We start from the raw sequence: 17854 nt of genomic DNA, 5'->3' as shown, positions 1-17854 counted from the left end.
GCTGCCGACGATATTAGATAGAACCATTCACTTGAAAAGGCATTCAATGGCGACTTCCAGCTCCTGGCGAGAAGCATTGGCTGGGCGGTGCAGATGCCCTTGACCCATTTCCACCTGTGGCATGACCATGGTGACGATGCCTCTCCGGTCGATGCGATGAAGACATTGGGGGCGCTGTGCGTCGGCAGAGCGATCATTTCGCTCCGCAGACGGAATTCGTTGCGGCCGATCGTTCAGATCGGAATGTTCTGGCGGCGAGAGATCACAAGAAATCGCAGGGTTTTCGCGAGATTTTTCGCTCTCGATGTGCGAAACTCGCGGATCGACACGCGAACAAGGCGGCGGCACGATGCCGTTTTCTCAATCGATGATTTGCAAAGGCTGCTGGGAGCAGATGCGCCTCCCAGTACCTCTGCGTGGACCGGCGTCCCTTCCCTTCCGCGCCTTCGGCATCCGCCCGAGCCGGATGAATCCGAACACCTGCACGCTTTGCGAACTCATGTTCACACGCGTGATGAAAGCCCGCAAGATCACTGTTGACGTGTCCGTTCTGTTTGCAGATCTGCGCGACTATACAACGCTTTCACAGTCGCTTTCGGCAGACTCTCTCCAGTCGTTGCTCGACGATTTCTACGATGAATGTGCCACGGCGATCTGGGAATTCGACGGCCTTCTCAATAAGACGGTCGGGGACGCGGTCATGGCGATATTCAACTTTCCGATTCCGCACCAGGACCATGCCGAACGTGCTGTGCTCGCCGCACGGGAAATCCAGCGCCGCTGCCAATCGCGTCGTGAGCACCGCGCGGCTCAAAGTGGTCTGGACGGAGGTGAGCTCGGGGTGGGTATCGGTATCGACTCCGGCCAGGCGAGCTTCGGAGAGTTCGGCCGATCGCATCGTGACCTGACGGCGATTGGAACGGTTGTGAACACCGCCGCTCGCGCCCAGGCGGCCGCTGAAGCGGGACGGATTCTCGTCACCAGGGCCGTTTGCGAGCGGGCGCAGAGCCAAACAGCCGGAAGCCAAGGCCGGAAGTACCGCCTGAAAGGCTTCGAGAAGCCGATTGAGCTCTATGCGATTTGAATGTCGCGCGCGGTCCGTCTCAGCGGTAGCGCGCGTCGTCGGCAAGTACTTCCGCAATGACGCGCTCCGACCGCGCGATTTCCGGCCGATTGCTACCGAGCATCCCTGCAGCGACGATCAGCGCCTTCCACAGGGTCCAGCCGCGACCGCGTGCCCAAGTCGCCTTGTCGAGCGGAAGGGCGGCGCGGAACGCTTCGCGGCTCTCGCCCTTAAACATCGTCCAGGCGATCGAAAGATCGCAGGCGGGATCGCCGACCCCGGATGTGCCGAAATCGATGACCGCGCTTAAACGCCCCTCTTGGACCAGGAGATTGCCCGAGGCGACATCGCCGTGAAACCAGACGGGAGCACCGGTCCAGTCTGACGACAGCGCCCTCTCCCACACGGCTGCTGCCGCTGCGACGTCGATGCGTCCGGCAAGCTGCTCGAGAGCCCAGCGGGTCTCGTGATCATAGACAGTCAGCGGAGCGCCACGGAAAAAGTTGTGCTCGCCCGGCAAGGGACCGGCATCGGCGTCGATCTCCTGCAGCCTCGACAGAAATGCGGCGAGCGCCTTCGCAAAGCCGGTCATATCGGTAATGGCGGCATGGGTGGCGCCTTCCCCCTCCTGCCAACGATAGATCGACCAGTGCCAGGGATAGCTCTCCCCCGGGCGTCCGAGCGCCAACGGAACTGGAATTGGCAACGGCAGGTGCGGCGCCAGACGCGGCAGCCAATACTGTTCCTTTTCGACCTGCTGCGCGTAACGCGCGGCGCTCGGCAAGCGCACCGTCATGTCCGCGCCGAGATGAAACGTCCGGTTGTCCCAGCCGCCGAACTTGACCGGCCGGATCGGCAGGTCTGCCCATTGCGGAAACTGCGCCGCGATCAACCGGCTGACCATCGAAACGTCGATCTCGATCTCATCGGCGGAAGCGGACGACATGATTTGAGCAACCTGGCCGTGTTGGACTGCGGCCGATCTTGGACCGCAAGCGTCAGCCTTGCAACCGCGAGGCCTCCTCTCTCAGGATTTCCTTTTGCGTGATCAGCCGCGCGCTGTGCTGGCCGCTGAGATGGGTCCAGAGCCAGCTCCATGCAACCGCGAAGCGGCTGCGCGTGCCAATCAGGAAATAGATGTGGGCGACACCCCAAATCCACCAGGCAAGCGCACCCTTGAGCTTGATCCTGCCGAAATCGATAATGGCGGCGCGCTTGCCGATCGTGGCGAGGCTCCCCTGGTGGCGGTAGCGGAAGGCGCCCGGCGCCGGCCTTCCCTCAAGCCGCGCCCGGATCATCCGGGCGACGAAAGCGCCCTGCTGCTTGGCGGCAGGCGCAATGCCCGGGACGGGGGTGCCGTCCGCCTGCTTCACCGACGCGGTGTCGCCGATCACGAAGACGTCCGGGTGTCCCGGCGCGGTCAGCTCCTCGTCGACCAGCGCACGACCCGCGCGGTCCGCCTCGATGGCCAGCCATTCGGCGGCGGGCGAAGCCTGGACGCCGGCCGCCCAGACCAGGGTCCGGCTCGCAACGAACTCGTCGCCGATCATCACCCCGGCGGCGGTGCAATCGGTGACGGGCCCGCCGGTCCGCACCTCGACACCGAGCCTTTCGAGCTCGCGGCGGGCATAGGCGGAAAGCTCCTCTGTAAAAGCGGGGAGGATACGGGGTCCAGCCTCGACGAGCACGATCCGCGCCCGGCGAGTATCGATCCGGCGAAACTCGGCGGGTAGCGTCCTATGAGCCATTTCGGCGATGATGCCGGCGAGTTCGACCCCTGTCGGTCCGGCGCCGATCACCGTGAAGGTGAGCAGCGCGTCGCGCCGGGCCGGGTCGTCCTCCAGTTCCGCTTGCTCGAAGGCGAGCAGCACCCGACGGCGAATGGTCGTCGCGTCCTCGAGGGTTTTCAGCCCCGGCGCCACCGGCGCCCATTCGTCATGGCCGAAATAGGCATGCGTCGCCCCGGTCGCCAGCACCAGCGTATCGTAGGAGACCACCAGGCCGTTTGCGAGCGCGACGGTCTTGGTGGAGGTGTCGACGCCCTTGACCTCGCCAAGCAGCGTCGTCACCTCCGGCCTGTCGCGATAGAGCTGCCGGATCGGCCATGCGATTTCAGAGGTCGCAAGCACCGTGGTTGCCACCTGGTAGAGCAGCGGCTGGAAAAGATGGTGATTGCGCCGGTCGATCAAAGTGACCCGAACCGGCGCGCCCTTGAGATCGTGGACGAGCTGTAACCCGCCAAAGCCGCCACCGACGACGACGACATGATGTCCTTCCGGCATAGTTTCCCCCTCCTTTGCCGGGACAGCCTGCCCTTTCGGGGGCGATCGGACAACCGCCAGTTCGGCAAGAGCTCCATGCCCAAAATGCACAGCTCATTCGGCATAGTCCACCGGCACCGCCGTGCCGCTTTTCAAGACTTCCATCGAAATCGAGGCGGAGACGTCGAAAAGTTCCACTTTCCGCACGATCTGCTTGTATACGACGTCGTAATGCTCGACACGCGGCAGCACGACCTTGACGATATAGTCGTAATTGCCCGTCAAGCGATGCGCCTCGACGATTTCAGGGATGTCGGCGATCACCCGCCTGAACTTCTCGATCCACTCGTCGGAGTGATGCGCTGTCTTGATCAATGCGAAAAGCGTGGTTGGCACCCCCATCTTCTCCCGGTCGAGAACGACGATGCGGCGCGCCACATACCCCGTTTCCTCCAGGCGCTGGATTCGGCGGGAACAGGCGGAAAGCGACAGGTTCACCCGCTCGGCGAGGTCGCCCATCGCCACGCTCGCATCCTCCTGCAGAAGCGTGAGCAGCTTCCGGTCCCTGTCATCCAGCACGCCTCTTACTCCTCAAATGCCACCTTTTTAGCGCCAGATATTTGCACAATTACATCAAAATACGCAAACCATTCGCGTTCACTCTAGAAGTGGGCTTCGCCAACGCGAACAAATCCCGGCGTCTCCGCGCCATAATCCTGTCGATGGAACGGGATCGGAGTTGCAACGCGCTCTCGGTCTTTCGGTTCCGATGAGGCACGAGAAAACAAGGGGACGCGCCATGGAAATGCGCAGGATGCGGAAGATCGGGCTTATCGGCGGCATGAGCTTCGAGAGCTCGGCGGTGTACTACCGGATGGTGAACGAGGCGGTTCGGGAGCGGCTGGGGGCGCTGCATTCCGCGGAGGTGCTGATGCATTCCGTCGACTTCCAGACGATCGTCGACCTGCAGAAGGCCGGCCGCTGGGACGAGGCAGCCAATCGCCTGTCCGATGTCGCGCGCGGCCTGGAGCGTGCCGGCGCCGACTGCGTGCTCATCTGCACCAACACCATGCACCTGATTGCCGACGCCGTTCAGGCGGCTGTCGGCGTGCCGCTGATCAACATCATCGACGAAACCGCGCTGCGTCTGAAGGCCGCCGGCAGCCAAAGACCGCTGCTGCTCGCCACGCGTTATACGATGGAACACGGCTTCTATGCGGAACGCATGCGCGCGCATGGCCTCGAGGTGATGGTGCCGGACGCGGCCGGGCGCACGCTCACCCACAATGTCATCTTCGACGAGCTCTGCGCCGGAAAGGTGTTGGAGACGTCGCGCGAGGCGCTCATCGCCTTGATCGAGCGGGCAAAAGCGGACGGCGCCGATGCGGTCATTCTCGGCTGCACGGAGATCTGCCTGATCCTCAACCCGACCCGCCTGCCGCTGCCGGGCTTCGACTCCACCGCCATCCACGCCGAGGCCGCGGTCGAGTTTGCCCTCGGCAATCGGGGTATGAGTCACGCGGCCTGAGCGCACGCTCCCTCGCCCCTGTGCCCTTATCTGCGCTCGTCCCGGGGATGGGCGCGTCCGGGCGACGGTCCCGTCACAGACCGCATCTGCTCACGCAACAACCGCATTTGCTCACGCAGCCGCATCGTACTCGGCACGTGCCTTCCGGATCGCCTCGTGATTTGCAACCGACCAGTCGACGAATGGCCTGAGCAACGCCAGGAACGACCGTCCGAGATCGGTCAGGCCATACTCGACGCTCGGCGGCTGTGTCGGGTAGACGGTGCGGCTTAGATAGCCGTCGCGCTGCAGGTCGCGCAGCGTCTGGGTCAACATGCGCTGCGAGATGTCGGGAATGAGCCGCCGCAGCTCGGAAAAGCGCAAGGGCCCGTCGGCAAGGGTCAGGATCATCAGCGAATTCCATTTGCCGGCGATGTGGTCCATCACGTCGCGCACCGGGCAATTGTCCATGTCCATCGGCACCCCGCCGATGAGGAACACCTTTTTGCCCTTCACCTTGTCCGTCGCCTTGTTCATGGCGGTTCCCTTTCCGTAACCACAGCAGAAAAACCTGCCTCCTTTACAGCTCATAGCAGATTACGGGATAAGAGCAACTCTCAAAAAGAGACCAGCATCCGGCCTGAGCCAGGCTTACGAAGCTGGACGGAAAAGAAAGGAAGATCATGTCCGAAACATTGCTCGTAACCGGCGCCGCAGGTCAGTTCGGCAAGCTCGTGCTCGATGCGCTTCTCGCCTCCGGCAAGACGAATCCGGCCGACATCATCGCCACCAGCCGCGACGTGGCCAAGCTCGCCGATTACGCCGCCAAGGGGGTTCAGACGCGTGCCGCCGACTTCGACGACCCGGCCTCGCTCGACAAGGCCTTCGCCGGCGCAACCCGCATCCTCATCATCTCGACCGATGTCCTCGACCAGCCTGGCAAGCGGCTGAAGCAGCATCTTGCCGCCGTCGAGGCAGCAAAGAAGGCAGGCGCGAAGCACATCCTCTATACGTCGATGGCGAATCCGGAAGGCTCGGTCATCCCCTTTGCCGGCGATCACCTCGGCACGGAAAACGCAATCAAGGCGACTGGCATTCCCCATACGATCCTGCGCAATGCCTGGTACATGGAAAACCTGTTCCTGGCGCTGCCGCATGCGCTCGCAAGCGGCCAATGGTTCTCGTCTGCCGGAGAGGGCCGCATTTCGCATGTCGCTCGCGGCGACCTCGCCCGGGCTGCAGCCGCCGCACTGGAGTCCGGCTCGAACGAAAGCCGCACCTATACGCTGACCGGGGCCGAGGCCCGGACCACCGAAGAGATCGCCGCTCTCGCCGCCGATGCCACCGGCAAGAAACTGGACGTTGTGCACATTTCCGACGAAGCGCTCGCCGCGGGCCTCAAAGGTGCCGGCCTGCCGGACTTCCTTGTCCCGATTCTCGTCTCGTTCGACGCCAACACGCGTGAAGGTCATTTCGATATCGTGACCGGTGACGTGGCGGCCCTCACCGGCAAGGCGCCGCTCAGCCTTTCCATTTTCCTTGAGGCGAGCAAGACCGCGCTCGCGCACTGATTTAATCTTGCAATGACAAATAGGCCCGGCGGGATGTGCCGGGCCTATCATCATTATCCGACTGCGGCGCTTTAGAGCCCGCACCTCCGCCACCCTCTTGCCTCAGCGCATTGATAGGCTGGGTAGTGCTTGACCGCGGAGGAAGGACGATGTCGGCGCCACTCGATTTCTGGTTCTCGATAGGAAGCCCCTACACCTTTCTGGCCGTGATGCGGCTCCCTGAAATCGCCGAAAGAGCGGAGGTTGAGGTTCGATGGAGGCCCTTCGACGCTCGGGCGATCCAGGCCGAGGCGAAGGACGTGCCGTTCGCCGACAGGCCACTGAAGGCAGCCTATATGTGGCGCGATATCGAAAGACGGTCGGCGAGATTCGGGCTGACGATAAGATTGCCGATTCCCTATCCGCTCGCGGAAATCGAGCAGGCGAACCGCGTCGCAGCGCTCGCCGCCAGCGAAGGCTGGTGCCCCGCCTATACGATCGCCACCTACCGGCACTGGTTCGTCGACCGCGAACCCGCAGGCAGCGATCCGAACCTCTCCGCCAGCATCAAGGAAGCGGGCCACGACCCTGCCCGCGTGCTGGAACAGGCAAACGCCAAGGACTGTATCGAGGCGCTCGAGACAGCAACCGGAGAGGCGAAGGAAATCGGTATCTTCGGTTCGCCCTCCTTCGTTGCCGACGGCGAGCTGTTCTGGGGCCAAGATCGCCTGGAGGACGCGATCGAATGGCAGCACAATCTCGATCTGGGGAACCCGGGGTAGTCGGGTAGTCGGGTGGTCCGGCAACCCGATGCCCTACCTCTTCTCGCACGCAGCGCCGCATGGTCAGCGCAAAAGTCTCTTCGCTTTGTCCTCCTGAGAGCGCGTCGCGACCGCCGCTCACGCCTTTTCCACCCTCGCACCGAGCCACCAATCCACCGACAATCTCCCCGCCCCCCACGTGACGATGCCGAGAGCCATGGCCGCCCAGGTCAGGTGAATGGGCCAGCCATCGGGCACGGTCAGTTGGATGACGATCGTCATCGCCAGCAGCCCGAGCGCCACAAGCCGCGTTCCCAGGCCGAGGACTAGCAGGGCCGGCAGGAGCACCTCCGCACAGGCGACGGCGAACGCCATCACGCCCGGCGCCGGGAAGGCATAGGGGCCGCCGGGCAGATGCAGTTTGAATTCCGAGGTGAAAAGAAGAACGGCGACCTCGTTCAACTGCAGGAAGCCATCCCACTTGCTCATGCCGGAGCGCCAGAAGGGCACGGCAAGGGCGAAGCGCAAGGCAAGCTGGGCGAGCGATGCGGGCGCCACCGCAGCAACGAGGCCGTCGATCCGGCCGAGCCAGTTCGATCGCCTCCCGATCACCGGCTTCTCGAAGAGGTTTCGTATCGAACCAGGCATCTCACTCTCCCCTTCGGATCGCCGCGAAGGCGCCCGCCTCTAGCATGACGCGGATGGCCGCCGCGAGGTCGAAATCTGCGTTTGCTTCACCTGCCGCGGCCGCCGCGCTCGCCATTGTCTCCCCGGCCATCAGACCGCCGAGAAAGAGGCCCACGCCCGGCGCAAGACGGCGAACCTCCACTTCGAGCATCGGCCTTGTCACCAGCGCGCTCTCCGCAACCGTCGTTTCGATCGGCCCGACCGGGTCACTCGCCCGGTTCACCGAAAAGATCGTCACCGCCGGATAGCCGGAATGAAGGATGCGTGTTGCGGGGTGCGCCTCGAAGACGAGGTCGCCGAGCCTGTCCGGCGGCACGGCGGCAAGTTCGGTCGGCGACAACGCTGCTGCGTCAGCGGCGTGATAGGCGTCGAGCCAGCCCCGCTCGATCCGCGCCACATCCGCGAGCCACGGCATCGATTGGGCATATTCGTAGCGTTCGATGAAGTCGGGGAAGTCGCGGCCGTATTCGAAGAGCAGCGGCGATGTCGGCGGCGTCTCACGGACATGGAAGCGGGCCATGGCGCGGAAGAACGGCTCGCCGGTAATGCGCATGACGGCCGGGTAGACGGCCGCGAGCGCATTGATGAGGCTGACGGTCACGTTGTTGCGATAGACGTTGAAGCGTTTGTCGGCGGCCTTGCCGTTCGGACCGGTCACGAGCGCCGGCGTCTTGCGGGCCGGATCGAGCAGTCCGGGCGTGAAATCTCGGCAATAGCCGGCCCCGCTGGCCGTGCCCGCAGGCTCCCTCTCAAGCGTGTGCATTCAATCTCTCCCGCCTGAAAGCAGCCGCGTGCCGGTCGAGGATTGCCTGTGCCGCCTTCGCCTCGGCTTTCAGCACCGGCCACTCTGGAATGGCGCTGTCCCATTCGACGAGCGTCGGGATCGGGCCGCATCGGCCGATCACGATCTCGAAGAGCTTCCACACCGCGTCGGCGACCGGTCCGTCGTGGCTGTCGATCAGCAGAAGGTCGCCCTCGTCGTCCTCCTGCGCCGCATGTCCCGCCAGGTGAATCTCGCCGACATGGTCGAGCGGATAGTCCGCAAGATAGTCGAGGGCGGAGAAACCGTGATTGGTCGCCGAGACGAAGACGTTGTTGACGTCGAGCAAGAGACCGCAGCCGGTGCGTTTCACGATCTCGCGGATGAAAGCGGTCTCGCTCATCGTCGATTCCCTGAACAGGAGATAGGTCGAGGGATTTTCGAGGAGGAGCGGCCGCCGGATGATCTCCTGCACCTCGTCGATATGCTCCGCCACGCGCTGGAGCGTGGCTTCGGTATAGGGCAGCGGCAAGAGGTCGTTGTAATAGGTCGTGCTGTGCGTCGACCAGGCGAGATGCTCGGAGACAAGTTGCGGCTCGTATCGTTCGACCAACGCGGCAAAGCGGGCGAGATGGGTCTTATCCAGCGGTTGCGGCCCGCCGATGGACATGCAGACGCCGTGGAGCGAAACGGGATGATCCTCGCGGATGCGCGTGAGGGCGGCGTGCGGGGCCCCCCCCGCGCCCATGTAGTTTTCCGCATGCACCTCGAAGAACCCGCGGTTCTGCTCTTCGTCGACGAGAATGGACGATAGGTGCTCATGCTTGAAGCTGGTGCCGGCCAGCCCTTCGATCCGGTGCGCCGGAAAGCGGAGATCTCCCGACACGCGACTCTGCGTATGAATAGCCAATACGGGCATCGTTGCCTCCACTTTCCGGCTTCACTTCGGCTTAAGACGGAATGTCGCGCGAGAGCGGCTCCAGCGAGCCCGTGCGCCCGCCCGGCAATTGCATCGTGGTGCAGGTGCCGGAGTCGACGAACTTCCAGGCATTGCCCTGGTAATCGACGGTCGACGTGGCCTGGCAGGTCGTGCCCGGGCCTGCCGCGCAGTCATTCTGCCCCTTCATCGCGACGCCGTAGCATTTCTCCTTGCCAGCATCCATCGCCGCCTTGACTTCGGCCTGCGACAGAGGCGCGGCGACAGCCAGGGACGACATGGCGGCTGCGACGGCACCCGCCAGCATTGCCGAGTTGATCGAGGATTTCATAGACATGATACTCTCCATGTTGATCGTCGTGGCGCTTCCCTTTGGGGGCCACGCAAAGACTCGTTCGTCGCCAGTGGGAGATATGTTACATTGGCCGCCTACACGCTTTCGTGAGCATGAATCCGCAGGAGATCACCGCTATTTGGATTGACTCGACCTCAACAGGTGAGACAGACCGCCGCCATGCCCGCGAGACGAGGAAATTGCAGGCGGCCATGTAACAAAGCGGCGGATGCCGGCGAATTGGGAGGAAAGGCAGGTTGGACGACAGGGATCTCGCCGAGCTTTTCCGCGCCGCGCTGGAAGGCGATGAGCGGGCCTATGGCGATTTCCTCCAGCGGGCCGCGGAGCTTGTTCGCGCCTGGGCCCGACGGCGAGCGACGTCAGGCCGCCTGGACCCTGAAGATGTCGTCCAGGAGACCCTTTTGGCGATCCATGTGAAGCGGCACACATGGCGGACCGATGGCCCTGTGATGCCATGGCTCTATGCTATTGCCAGGCACAAGCTGGTCGATGCCTTACGACGGCTGGGCCGCGGCCCGCAAATAGATATCGGTGAACTGCAGGACCAACTCGCCGCCGAGGAGGCGGAAACGGTCAGGGCCTGGGAGATAGACCGCGCACTCGAGACGCTGACGCCGGGCCAGCGCTCGGTGGTGACTGCGATCTCGCTCGAAGGGCGCACGATAGCGGAGGCTGCGAGAAGCCTCGAAATGAAGGAAACGGCAGTTCGCGTCGCGCTCCATCGCGGCCTTGCCGCCATAGCCAAACGATTTGGACGCGACTGACATGGAGACACAGGAACTCATCAAGGCCCTTGCGGCAGACGCCCGGCGCCACGGCATGTCAATGGCGTTCGCCTGGTCGGTGGCGGGGTTCGCCGCCATTGCCGTGGCTGCGATCGTCTTCTTTCTCATGCTCGGCGCAAGGACGGATATTGCCGTTGCGGCGCAGACCGGTCGCTTCCTTTTCAAGTTCATCGTGACGATCGCGCTTGCCGTGAGCGCTTTCGCCCTCCTCCATGTGCTTGCACGGCCGGAAGCGGAAGCGCGCCGAATGCTTCCTCGTCTTGCCGTCGCACCCGCACTGCTGCTGGCCGCCATCGTCGCCGAACTCGCCGTGACGCCGCCGGACACATGGACGGCAAGGCTCGTCGGAACGAACAGCCTCGTCTGCCTCACCTTCATTCCGCTGATCGGCATTGGCCCGCTCGCGCTGCTGCTCGCCGGACTACGCCACGGCGCGCCTTCTCATCCCGCGCTTGCGGGCGCCGTGGCCGGCCTCACGGCAGGCGGCATCGCCGCAACCTTCTATGCCGCCCATTGCACGGACGATTCACCGCTGTTCGTCGCCACCTGGTACACGATCGCGGTGGCGATGCTCGCGCTTGTCGGCGCACTCGCCGCGCACCGCATCGTCCGCTGGTAGCGAGCTACAGCGCCCCGCTTTTCAGATGCTTCATCGGTTGAGTGGCATGCAAAGAAACTACACGACCTCGCCGCAGGCGCGGCGGAAGCGGCGCACGGTTTCTGCCATCCCATATTCCAGCGCATCCGCAGTCAGGCCATGCCCGATCGAGACTTCGGCAAGCGCGGGGATGTGCTCAACCAGAAGCGGCAGGTTCGCGACCGTCAGATCGTGACCGGCATTGACGGCAAGGCCCAGTTCGACAGCGATCTCGGCCGTGCGTCCGAGGTCGCGGGCGATGCGCTCCGCTCTTTCCGGATCGTCGTAACAGCCGCCATAGGGACCCGTATAAAGCTCGATCCGGTCGGCGCCCGTTTCCCTGGCGATCCTCAAGCTTTCCCGATCGGGATCGCCGTCGGCAAAGAGCGAGACGCGAAAACCTTTCCTCTTGAGCCGGCCGACGACATTACCAAGCAAATTATGGTCCCGGCGGAAGTCCCAGCCATGATCGGACGTCGCCTGTGCCGGGTCGTCGGGCACCAGGGTCACCTGCTCCGGCTCATGCCGCTCGACGAGTTCGAGGAAGCTGTCGTTCGGATAGCCTTCCATGTTGAATTCGGCATCCGGGAATTCGTCGTCGATCAGATCGCGGATCGGCTGGAGATCGGAAAAACGGATGTGCCGCTGGTCCGGACGGGGGTGCACGGTCAGCCCGCTTGCCCCCGCCGCAAGGGCGATGCGGCCGAGCCCTGTCACGGACGGCCAGGGCAGATCGCGCCTGTTGCGCAACATGGCTATGGCATTGAGATTGACGGAGAGTTTGGCGGGCATGTCGCAACTTTCACATACGAGCGCCCCGAGACGGTTGCCGGAGCGAAGGAAGACTACGCAGCCCTTCTACCGCAGATTTCGCCGGACCGGAATCGCCAGCTTCAGCTTTTGTCTGTGCAGTCACTCTTTTGACAAAGGGCAAATAGGTTGATATCAACTTGAACGCAAATCCTGACCATGCAGCCCGAGGAGATCGATCATGACAAGTGAAACGAGACTGGTCCCCGCAACCGAGCTGGCGTCAAGGAATCGCGCCGGCTTTCCCAACGAGAGCGCCGAATACCGGCAGGCGCGCAACGCTCTTCTTGCCGAGGAGATCGAGCTCAGGCGCCATATCGAACGGGTGGCCGAACAGCGTCGGCAATTGCCGCCAGGCGGCGAGGTGACCAAGGTATACCGCTTCGAGGGCGAGGCCGGCCCGGTCACCCTGGCCGATCTTTTTGCCGATAAATCGACCCTCATCATCTACAGCTACATGTTCGGGCCGCAGCGACAGAGACCCTGCCCGATGTGCACTTCATTGATGGCCTCCTGGGAGGGCAAGGTGGCGGACATAGAGCAGCGCGTCGCGCTGGCTATGGTTGCGCGTTCGTCAATCGAGCGCCTCGTGGAAGCCAAGAAGGCGCGCGGCTGGACACAATTGAAGGTCTATTCCGACAGCGACGGCAGCTTCACCCGCGATTATGTCAGCGCCGAGGATGAGGACGTTCCGGCCTACACGGTCTTCACCCGACGGAACGGCACGGTTCGGCATTTCTGGAGCGGCGAAATGAGTGGCGAGATGGCCGATCCCGGACAGGATCCGCGCGACGCGCCGGATCCGGACCCGCTCTGGACCCTGCTCGACACGACGCCCGAAGGTCGCGGCGCAGATTGGTATCCGAAACTCGACTATTGAGCGGAGCCGGCTCGGGGGGCCCCGCTTCGACGGCATTCTGGCCATCGGCTCTCGCGGCCGCGCCGAACGGGCGCGGTTGCGTGCGCATTTCAGAAAAGAAGCTGACCTTGGCTTCGCTCCGGGGAGGTGAACTTTCGGAATAGGGACGCTCATTCTGCAACCATCGGGAGAAACGGCATGCCGGACCTGTTCTTTTCGGCGATTCGCGCTTACGGTGAATTCGTGTGTAGATTTTAATGCCTGGGTTGCTCGCTGGAGCACCGCTCGTTTGGCTGAACGCGCAAGGACTCCAGTCCGCCAGGCGGCGCATCCCGCGCCCGCCGGAGGGCAAGCACATTGGTCTGAAGTAAACGTGCCCCGTGCACGATGTGCCCCGCGAAGCACGCAGGTCCGCGCTCGATCACGATCGAGGTTTCAGGCCGGATCGGCCTGAAACCCCATCGCGCTGCAGCGCTCCGCCGATACTCGGAGAAGGGCACTTCAGCTCCGCTCTCCGGGATTGTGATGCACGGACGGGGACGAGGGAAATGGCACAAGATCCATGGAAGCATGCCGGTCGTGCAAGTGCGGGTACCGGCTTTTTGCCGAAGCTGTCTGTTCCCCATCATGGCACGGAGGAACGGCTTGCGATTGCCGAGATGGCGGAGGCGTTCGGCGTGACGCACCGCACCCTGCATTTCTACGAGGAGAAGGGATTGTTGAACGCGGCGCGGATCGGGCCGATGCGCGTGTATGACGAGGCACATGTCCGCCGCATGGCCGTCATCAACGCCTGCCGCGAAATCGACATGCCGATTGCCGCAATTCAGGAATTGATGGAGGCACTCGACGGTTCGACAAGCCAGACCGAGGCCGACGAGCTGTTCCAAGCGGCGCTCAAGGCACGCCGGCGCGAACTCGCCGCGCAGCAATCGATCCTGCGCCGGCAGATGCAGAGGATAGCCGAGCTCCTCGAAACCGGGACGAACGAGTGGGCGCGCGGTACCGCGCGAGAAAGCATCCATCTCTCGCCTATCGAGACCGAGTGCCTCGGTCTCATGGCCGAGGGATACCCCGCCTCGCGCATCGCCGCATTGATGGATATGGACCTGGCAGCCGCCCTCACCCTCGAATCCGGCATAATCCGCAAGTTCGACGCCAACAACCGCTTTCAGGCGGTCGCGAAAGCGGTGCTCGCGGGCATGATCGCGGAGGGAGACTGAACTAGGTTCAGAACCTCTGCGCGGGGAATGTCGCGGGGTTAGGAAAACCGTCGTTGTTTCGGATGGCAGCCGCGCCTCTGTTTTCCAGTTCAACACCGCGCTGGCTCACTTCTGGGCTGCCGATTGCCACGCTTCTTGTCGGATCCAGGCTTTCCAACTTGCAAAAGCGGTCATTCGCGGAACCAAATTGCCCCCGAGGGATTACTAGGCCGGGATCAATCCCGATCTCCCAAGAGGTAACCATATGAAAACTACTGCTATCGTTGCGGCAGCGCTGATGGGCGCTGTGGCCACGGTGTCGTTCGCGCAGACGACACCTTCCTCTGAGGGCAACACGCCAGCGGTTGCAACCCCAGATTCGCAAAATCCCACGGCGCCAGTTGAAGGCGCCAACAGCTTTACCGAAGCCCAAGCCAAGGAACGGATCGAGGAAGCCGGATACACCGATGTCAATGGGCTGAAGCTCGATGACAAGGGTGTGTGGCAGGCAACCGCAATGAAGGGCGGCAAATCCGTTTCTGTTGCACTGGACTACCAGGGCAACGTAACCGCGCAATAAGGTCGCGTCCTTCAAACGAAGGGAGAATAAACATGAGAACCGTGACAGGTCTCTTCGACGATTATGAAGCAGCTCGAGATGCAGTGAGCGATCTGGAGGCCGCGGGCGTGCCTTCCGATGATATCAGCATCGTGGCAAACAACACTGGGGATCGGTACTCAACCGAAAGCTCGAACGCGGCCGAAGGTGCCGGTACCGGTGCTGGCCTTGGGGCCGCCGGAGGTGGCGTGATTGGGCTCCTTACGGGGCTGGGCCTCATGGCCATACCGGGAGTGGGCCCCGTCGTCGCCGCAGGCTGGCTCGCGTCCACCGCCGCCGGCGCGGCGGCCGGTGCGGTCGCCGGCGGCGCGGCGGGAGGCTTAATCGGCGCGCTGACGGAATCGGGAGTCGATGAAGATGATGCCCATGTTTATGCCGAGGGCATTCGTCGCGGCGGCACCTTGGTGACGGCCAGGGTGGACGACAGCCTTGCGCCCCAAGCAGAAACGATCCTGCAGCAAAGAAACCGCGTTGATATTGCCGGCCGCAGGAGCATTTATGCCCAAGAAGGCTGGTCGCGATTTGACGAAAATGCGGATCCGTACACGCTGGATCAGGTCAAGCGCGAACGCGAGCGGTACCGCCCAATGACGCGCTAGCGGTAGAACGCAGCTTCTCATGCCGATGAAAGGCTCGGGGAAGCTGGCTGTGACCGGGAAGCAAGGCGGCGCTCAACTTCGGGCGCCGCCGCGATTCTGGGCTCTGCGGGCGGGCGATGCGCTGGCGCTCAGGTAACATCCCAGGAATGGCACGGTTGGAAGCCCGGTTCGCGTACGTGTGGTAAGCTATTTTAAGTTCGTGAACGCACCTTCACTTGGCTGATCTCGCCTCTGGCGAGGTCGGCCCTGCGGTTCGTCAGGACGATAACGTAGGTGTCACCCGGCGTTTGCGTTGGCGGCGATTTCGGCAGACACGAACAATCGGCGAATTGTCCAGTAGGGCGCGTGTGTCAGCGGAACGGGATCGCGGTTTGAGGGGACTGGCTGTAGGGGTTGAGATGCTGAGGTTTCCGCGCAGAGCTGACCAGGATCAGGTCAAAGCCGGCAGCCGATATATGCAGACCGCACTCGCCCCGGGAGCAGCGGCCATCGCGAAGACTTCCCGGCTTCCGACGCTTGCAGCGACGGCAGCAGCGGTGGCCGTGATCTATTTCGCCAGCGAGGTCTTTCTTCCGTTGGCGATCGCCATCCTGCTTACTTTTGCTTTGGCGCCGGTGGTCTCATACCTGCGCAGAGCCGGCTTGCCGCGCTCGGTGGCCATCATCGGCACGGTCGCGACAGCCTTCCTGTTCCTCTTCGCTTTCAGCGCTGTCCTTGCCGTGCAGGTCAGCGAAGTGGCACAGAATCTCCCAACCTATCAGTACAACATTATCGAGAAGATCAGGGTTCTGAAGGAGGCGGGATCGGAGAGCCAGATATTTGAACGCCTGAGCCGCGTCGTCGAAAGGATTACGGCCGAGATCAGCCGGCCCAGGCCCGAAACCGCCCCATCTCCCCAACCGGGACCGGAGCAAAAACCGCTGCTCGTGGAGATTTTTTCTCCCGAACGCCCGATCGAAACCCTGAGGAACATCATCAACCCCTTGCTCGGGCCGCTCGCCACGACCGGTCTCGTCATTGTCGTCGTCATCTTCATGCTTTTCGAAAGAGAGGACCTGCGCGATCGCTTCATTCGGCTCGTAGGCTATGGCGACCTGCACCGCACGACCGAGGCCCTGCAGGATGCCGGCGCGCGGGTCGGCCAGTACCTGCTGATGCAACTGGTGGTGAACATCACCTACGGAATACCGCTTGCAATCGGTCTCTGGCTGCTCGGCATCCCCAATGCGATCCTGTGGGGAATGCTTGCCATTGTGCTGCGCTTCGTCCCCTACATCGGCCCTGTCATCGCGGCGAGCCTTCCCCTGTTTCTCGCCTTTGCCGCGGCTCCGGGCTGGAGCCTGCTGGTATGGACGGCGGGCCTGTTCATTGTCCTCGAGCTCGTCAGCAACAATGTGATCGAGCCTTGGCTCTACGGCTCGCGGACCGGCCTTTCGCCGCTTGCGATCATCGTCGCCGCAATCTTCTGGGCCTGGCTCTGGGGTCCGGTCGGACTGGTGCTGTCGACGCCGCTGACGGTTTGCCTCGTGGTGCTCGGTCGCCATGTCCCGCAGTTCGAGTTCCTCGAAATTCTGTTGGGCAACGAACCTGTGCTCAATCCCAAGGAGCGGCTTTACCAGAGACTGCTGGCCGGGGATCCGGATGAGGCGACCGACAATGCGGAGGAGATGCTCGAGGAGAAATACCTGATCGAGTTCTACGACACGGTCGCCATACCCGCGCTGCTGCTCGCGGAACACGACCGGGTACGAGGCGCGCTGGCCGAGCCGCAGGTGACTCAGATCGCCCAAAGTGCGCGCACTCTCGTCTCCAACCTGGAGGAGATCGCCAGTGAAGAGCTAGAGGAAGAGGAGGAGGAGGAGGAGGAGGAAGAAGGTGTTGGCGAAGAGAGTGGTGATGGAGACGAGCAGTACGATTTGCCTCTCGGAGATGGAAAATCCGTGCTGTGCATCGGCGGTCGGAGCGATCTCGACGACGTGACTGCATCGATGCTGGCACAGGTCATCCGAGTCCAGGGGGCGGAAGTTGCTTCCGCGAGTCATAAGGACTTGAAGCCGGGCGCTATCCGAGAACTTCCCTCCGCCGGTCGCAATGCGATCCTCGTGAGCTTTCTCAACCAGGATTCGCTGCGCCATGCAAGGTTCATCGTACGGCGCCTGAAACGCATCGCGCCAATATCGCGCATCGGTATCGTGCTCTGGCGCGAGGACGGTGCGCCAAGGACCGAGCTCATCGAAGAGCTACAAGCGGACTTTGTCGTGTCTGCAATCGCCGACTCCGTCCGGGAAGCGCTTTCCGAAGAGCTCGCCCGGCCAATGAAGGCTGTGCGCGCGAAAATCGCCCCCCGCCATCACGTACGCAAGCGGAAGACCTCTGCATAGGAAGCCTCCCCCTCAGGCCAATATGGGGCCAAGTTTCATCCCTTCCCTCCACGGCATCAGCATCGATGCTGATGATCCACC

General features: G+C 62.9%; 20 protein-coding genes. 11 read left to right on the top strand and 9 right to left on the bottom strand.

Annotated elements, in window-relative coordinates; all coding sequences use genetic code 11:
• Nucleotides 1-349 precede the first annotated feature (349 nt).
• Nucleotides 350-1084 carry an adenylate/guanylate cyclase domain-containing protein gene (locus J2Z31_RS17095; RefSeq protein ID WP_209602763.1) on the top strand — a complete coding sequence of 245 codons (735 nt, stop codon included), beginning with the start codon at nucleotides 350-352 and terminating at the stop codon, nucleotides 1082-1084.
• 19 nt (nucleotides 1085-1103) lie between these two features.
• On the opposite strand, the gene J2Z31_RS17090 is transcribed toward J2Z31_RS17095, so the two are convergent.
• The 3 genes from J2Z31_RS17090 to J2Z31_RS17080 form a co-directional block, all read right to left on the bottom strand.
• Nucleotides 1104-2009 carry an aminoglycoside phosphotransferase family protein gene (locus tag J2Z31_RS17090; protein ID WP_209602762.1) on the bottom strand — a complete coding sequence of 302 codons (906 nt, stop codon included), beginning with the start codon at nucleotides 2007-2009 and terminating at the stop codon, nucleotides 1104-1106.
• Nucleotides 2010-2061: 52 nt separating this feature from the next.
• Nucleotides 2062-3345 (bottom strand): NAD(P)/FAD-dependent oxidoreductase, encoded by a 1284-nt coding sequence (locus J2Z31_RS17085; protein WP_209602761.1) that lies wholly within the window; start codon nucleotides 3343-3345, stop codon nucleotides 2062-2064.
• 93 nt (nucleotides 3346-3438) lie between these two features.
• Nucleotides 3439-3903 (bottom strand): Lrp/AsnC family transcriptional regulator, encoded by a 465-nt coding sequence (locus tag J2Z31_RS17080; RefSeq protein ID WP_209602760.1) that lies wholly within the window; start codon nucleotides 3901-3903, stop codon nucleotides 3439-3441.
• 235 nt (nucleotides 3904-4138) lie between these two features.
• On the opposite strand from J2Z31_RS17080, the gene J2Z31_RS17075 reads away from it, so the two are divergent.
• Nucleotides 4139-4852 carry an aspartate/glutamate racemase family protein gene (locus J2Z31_RS17075; RefSeq protein WP_209602986.1) on the top strand — a complete coding sequence of 238 codons (714 nt, stop codon included), beginning with the start codon at nucleotides 4139-4141 and terminating at the stop codon, nucleotides 4850-4852.
• Nucleotides 4853-4963: 111 nt separating this feature from the next.
• Here the strand turns inward: J2Z31_RS17075 and J2Z31_RS17070 are convergent, their stop codons facing one another.
• On the bottom strand, nucleotides 4964-5368 hold the full coding sequence (locus J2Z31_RS17070; protein ID WP_209602759.1) for a winged helix-turn-helix transcriptional regulator: 405 nt from the start codon (nucleotides 5366-5368) through the stop codon (nucleotides 4964-4966).
• Between the two features lie 146 nt (nucleotides 5369-5514).
• On the opposite strand from J2Z31_RS17070, the gene J2Z31_RS17065 reads away from it, so the two are divergent.
• On the top strand, nucleotides 5515-6402 hold the full coding sequence (locus J2Z31_RS17065; RefSeq protein WP_209602758.1) for an SDR family oxidoreductase: 888 nt from the start codon (nucleotides 5515-5517) through the stop codon (nucleotides 6400-6402).
• Nucleotides 6403-6551: 149 nt separating this feature from the next.
• Nucleotides 6552-7163 carry a 2-hydroxychromene-2-carboxylate isomerase gene (locus J2Z31_RS17060; RefSeq protein ID WP_209602757.1) on the top strand — a complete coding sequence of 204 codons (612 nt, stop codon included), beginning with the start codon at nucleotides 6552-6554 and terminating at the stop codon, nucleotides 7161-7163.
• 117 nt (nucleotides 7164-7280) lie between these two features.
• Here J2Z31_RS17060 and J2Z31_RS17055 read toward each other — a convergent pair whose 3' ends face one another.
• From J2Z31_RS17055 to J2Z31_RS17040, 4 genes are read right to left on the bottom strand one after another with little or no spacing between them, the layout of a single operon-like run.
• A complete protein-coding gene (locus J2Z31_RS17055) occupies nucleotides 7281-7790 on the bottom strand; it encodes a DoxX family protein (protein ID WP_209602756.1) in 510 nt (169 codons plus the stop codon).
• A 1-nt stretch (nucleotide 7791) separates the two neighbouring features.
• Nucleotides 7792-8592, bottom strand: a complete 801-nt coding sequence (locus J2Z31_RS17050; RefSeq protein ID WP_209602755.1) for an HvfC/BufC N-terminal domain-containing protein — start codon at nucleotides 8590-8592, stop codon at nucleotides 7792-7794.
• Nucleotides 8579-9508, bottom strand: a complete 930-nt coding sequence (bufB, locus tag J2Z31_RS17045; RefSeq protein WP_209602754.1) for an MNIO family bufferin maturase — start codon at nucleotides 9506-9508, stop codon at nucleotides 8579-8581. Before bufB ends, J2Z31_RS17050 begins: the two co-directional genes overlap by 14 nt.
• Nucleotides 9509-9539: 31 nt before the next feature.
• A complete protein-coding gene (locus J2Z31_RS17040; protein ID WP_209602753.1) occupies nucleotides 9540-9863 on the bottom strand; it encodes a BufA1 family periplasmic bufferin-type metallophore in 324 nt (107 codons plus the stop codon).
• Nucleotides 9864-10117: 254 nt separating this feature from the next.
• On the opposite strand from J2Z31_RS17040, the gene J2Z31_RS17035 reads away from it, so the two are divergent.
• Both J2Z31_RS17035 and J2Z31_RS17030 read left to right on the top strand, forming a co-directional pair.
• Nucleotides 10118-10645: a sigma-70 family RNA polymerase sigma factor gene (locus J2Z31_RS17035; RefSeq protein WP_209602752.1), complete on the top strand. Its 528-nt coding sequence runs from the start codon at nucleotides 10118-10120 to the stop codon at nucleotides 10643-10645.
• 1 nt (nucleotide 10646) lies between these two features.
• Nucleotides 10647-11285 carry an NrsF family protein gene (locus tag J2Z31_RS17030; RefSeq protein WP_209602751.1) on the top strand — a complete coding sequence of 213 codons (639 nt, stop codon included), beginning with the start codon at nucleotides 10647-10649 and terminating at the stop codon, nucleotides 11283-11285.
• Between the two features lie 57 nt (nucleotides 11286-11342).
• Here the strand turns inward: J2Z31_RS17030 and J2Z31_RS17025 are convergent, their stop codons facing one another.
• The gene (locus J2Z31_RS17025) at nucleotides 11343-12095 is read right to left on the bottom strand and encodes a pyridoxine 5'-phosphate synthase (RefSeq protein WP_209602750.1); all 753 of its coding nucleotides are present in this window, start codon (nucleotides 12093-12095) and stop codon (nucleotides 11343-11345) included.
• Nucleotides 12096-12294: 199 nt separating this feature from the next.
• Here J2Z31_RS17025 and J2Z31_RS17020 point away from each other — a divergent pair, with 199 nt between their 5' ends.
• The 5 genes from J2Z31_RS17020 (at nucleotide 12295) to J2Z31_RS17000 (ending at nucleotide 17773) form a co-directional block, all read left to right on the top strand.
• Nucleotides 12295-12993: a DUF899 family protein gene (locus tag J2Z31_RS17020; protein WP_209602749.1), complete on the top strand. Its 699-nt coding sequence runs from the start codon at nucleotides 12295-12297 to the stop codon at nucleotides 12991-12993.
• A gap of 527 nt (nucleotides 12994-13520) precedes the next feature.
• The gene (locus J2Z31_RS17015) at nucleotides 13521-14195 is read left to right on the top strand and encodes a MerR family transcriptional regulator (protein WP_209602748.1); all 675 of its coding nucleotides are present in this window, start codon (nucleotides 13521-13523) and stop codon (nucleotides 14193-14195) included.
• A 244-nt stretch (nucleotides 14196-14439) separates the two neighbouring features.
• Complete coding sequence (locus J2Z31_RS17010) at nucleotides 14440-14754, top strand: PepSY domain-containing protein (RefSeq protein WP_209602747.1); 315 nt, start codon at nucleotides 14440-14442, stop codon at nucleotides 14752-14754.
• A 32-nt stretch (nucleotides 14755-14786) separates the two neighbouring features.
• A complete protein-coding gene (locus tag J2Z31_RS17005) occupies nucleotides 14787-15392 on the top strand; it encodes a general stress protein (protein WP_209602746.1) in 606 nt (201 codons plus the stop codon).
• Between the two features lie 398 nt (nucleotides 15393-15790).
• The gene (locus J2Z31_RS17000) at nucleotides 15791-17773 is read left to right on the top strand and encodes an AI-2E family transporter (RefSeq protein ID WP_209602745.1); all 1983 of its coding nucleotides are present in this window, start codon (nucleotides 15791-15793) and stop codon (nucleotides 17771-17773) included.
• The last annotated feature ends 81 nt before the right edge of the window (nucleotides 17774-17854 follow it).

The organism is Sinorhizobium kostiense, assembly GCF_017874595.1.
In the GTDB taxonomy this organism is placed as follows: Bacteria; Pseudomonadota; Alphaproteobacteria; order Rhizobiales; family Rhizobiaceae; genus Sinorhizobium; species Sinorhizobium kostiense.
This window is presented reverse-complemented; position numbering and strand designations above follow the sequence as displayed.

What these genes read in the sequence shown, in the direction of transcription:
- J2Z31_RS17095 (WP_209602763.1), top strand. Translation starts at nt 350, where the DNA reads ATGCCGTTTTCTCAATCGATGATTTGCAAAGGCTGCTGGGAGCAGATG.
- J2Z31_RS17090 (WP_209602762.1), bottom strand. Translation starts at nt 2,009, where the DNA reads ATGTCGTCCGCTTCCGCCGATGAGATCGAGATCGACGTTTCGATGGTC.
- J2Z31_RS17085 (WP_209602761.1), bottom strand. Translation starts at nt 3,345, where the DNA reads ATGCCGGAAGGACATCATGTCGTCGTCGTCGGTGGCGGCTTTGGCGGG.
- J2Z31_RS17075 (WP_209602986.1), top strand. Translation starts at nt 4,139, where the DNA reads ATGCGGAAGATCGGGCTTATCGGCGGCATGAGCTTCGAGAGCTCGGCG.
- J2Z31_RS17070 (WP_209602759.1), bottom strand. Translation starts at nt 5,368, where the DNA reads ATGAACAAGGCGACGGACAAGGTGAAGGGCAAAAAGGTGTTCCTCATC.
- J2Z31_RS17065 (WP_209602758.1), top strand. Translation starts at nt 5,515, where the DNA reads ATGTCCGAAACATTGCTCGTAACCGGCGCCGCAGGTCAGTTCGGCAAG.
- J2Z31_RS17060 (WP_209602757.1), top strand. Translation starts at nt 6,552, where the DNA reads ATGTCGGCGCCACTCGATTTCTGGTTCTCGATAGGAAGCCCCTACACC.
- J2Z31_RS17055 (WP_209602756.1), bottom strand. Translation starts at nt 7,790, where the DNA reads ATGCCTGGTTCGATACGAAACCTCTTCGAGAAGCCGGTGATCGGGAGG.
- J2Z31_RS17050 (WP_209602755.1), bottom strand. Translation starts at nt 8,592, where the DNA reads ATGCACACGCTTGAGAGGGAGCCTGCGGGCACGGCCAGCGGGGCCGGC.
- bufB (WP_209602754.1), bottom strand. Translation starts at nt 9,508, where the DNA reads ATGCCCGTATTGGCTATTCATACGCAGAGTCGCGTGTCGGGAGATCTC.
- J2Z31_RS17040 (WP_209602753.1), bottom strand. Translation starts at nt 9,863, where the DNA reads ATGTCTATGAAATCCTCGATCAACTCGGCAATGCTGGCGGGTGCCGTC.
- J2Z31_RS17030 (WP_209602751.1), top strand. Translation starts at nt 10,647, where the DNA reads ATGGAGACACAGGAACTCATCAAGGCCCTTGCGGCAGACGCCCGGCGC.
- J2Z31_RS17025 (WP_209602750.1), bottom strand. Translation starts at nt 12,095, where the DNA reads ATGCCCGCCAAACTCTCCGTCAATCTCAATGCCATAGCCATGTTGCGC.
- J2Z31_RS17020 (WP_209602749.1), top strand. Translation starts at nt 12,295, where the DNA reads ATGACAAGTGAAACGAGACTGGTCCCCGCAACCGAGCTGGCGTCAAGG.
- J2Z31_RS17015 (WP_209602748.1), top strand. Translation starts at nt 13,521, where the DNA reads ATGGCACAAGATCCATGGAAGCATGCCGGTCGTGCAAGTGCGGGTACC.
- J2Z31_RS17010 (WP_209602747.1), top strand. Translation starts at nt 14,440, where the DNA reads ATGAAAACTACTGCTATCGTTGCGGCAGCGCTGATGGGCGCTGTGGCC.
- J2Z31_RS17005 (WP_209602746.1), top strand. Translation starts at nt 14,787, where the DNA reads ATGAGAACCGTGACAGGTCTCTTCGACGATTATGAAGCAGCTCGAGAT.
- J2Z31_RS17000 (WP_209602745.1), top strand. Translation starts at nt 15,791, where the DNA reads ATGCTGAGGTTTCCGCGCAGAGCTGACCAGGATCAGGTCAAAGCCGGC.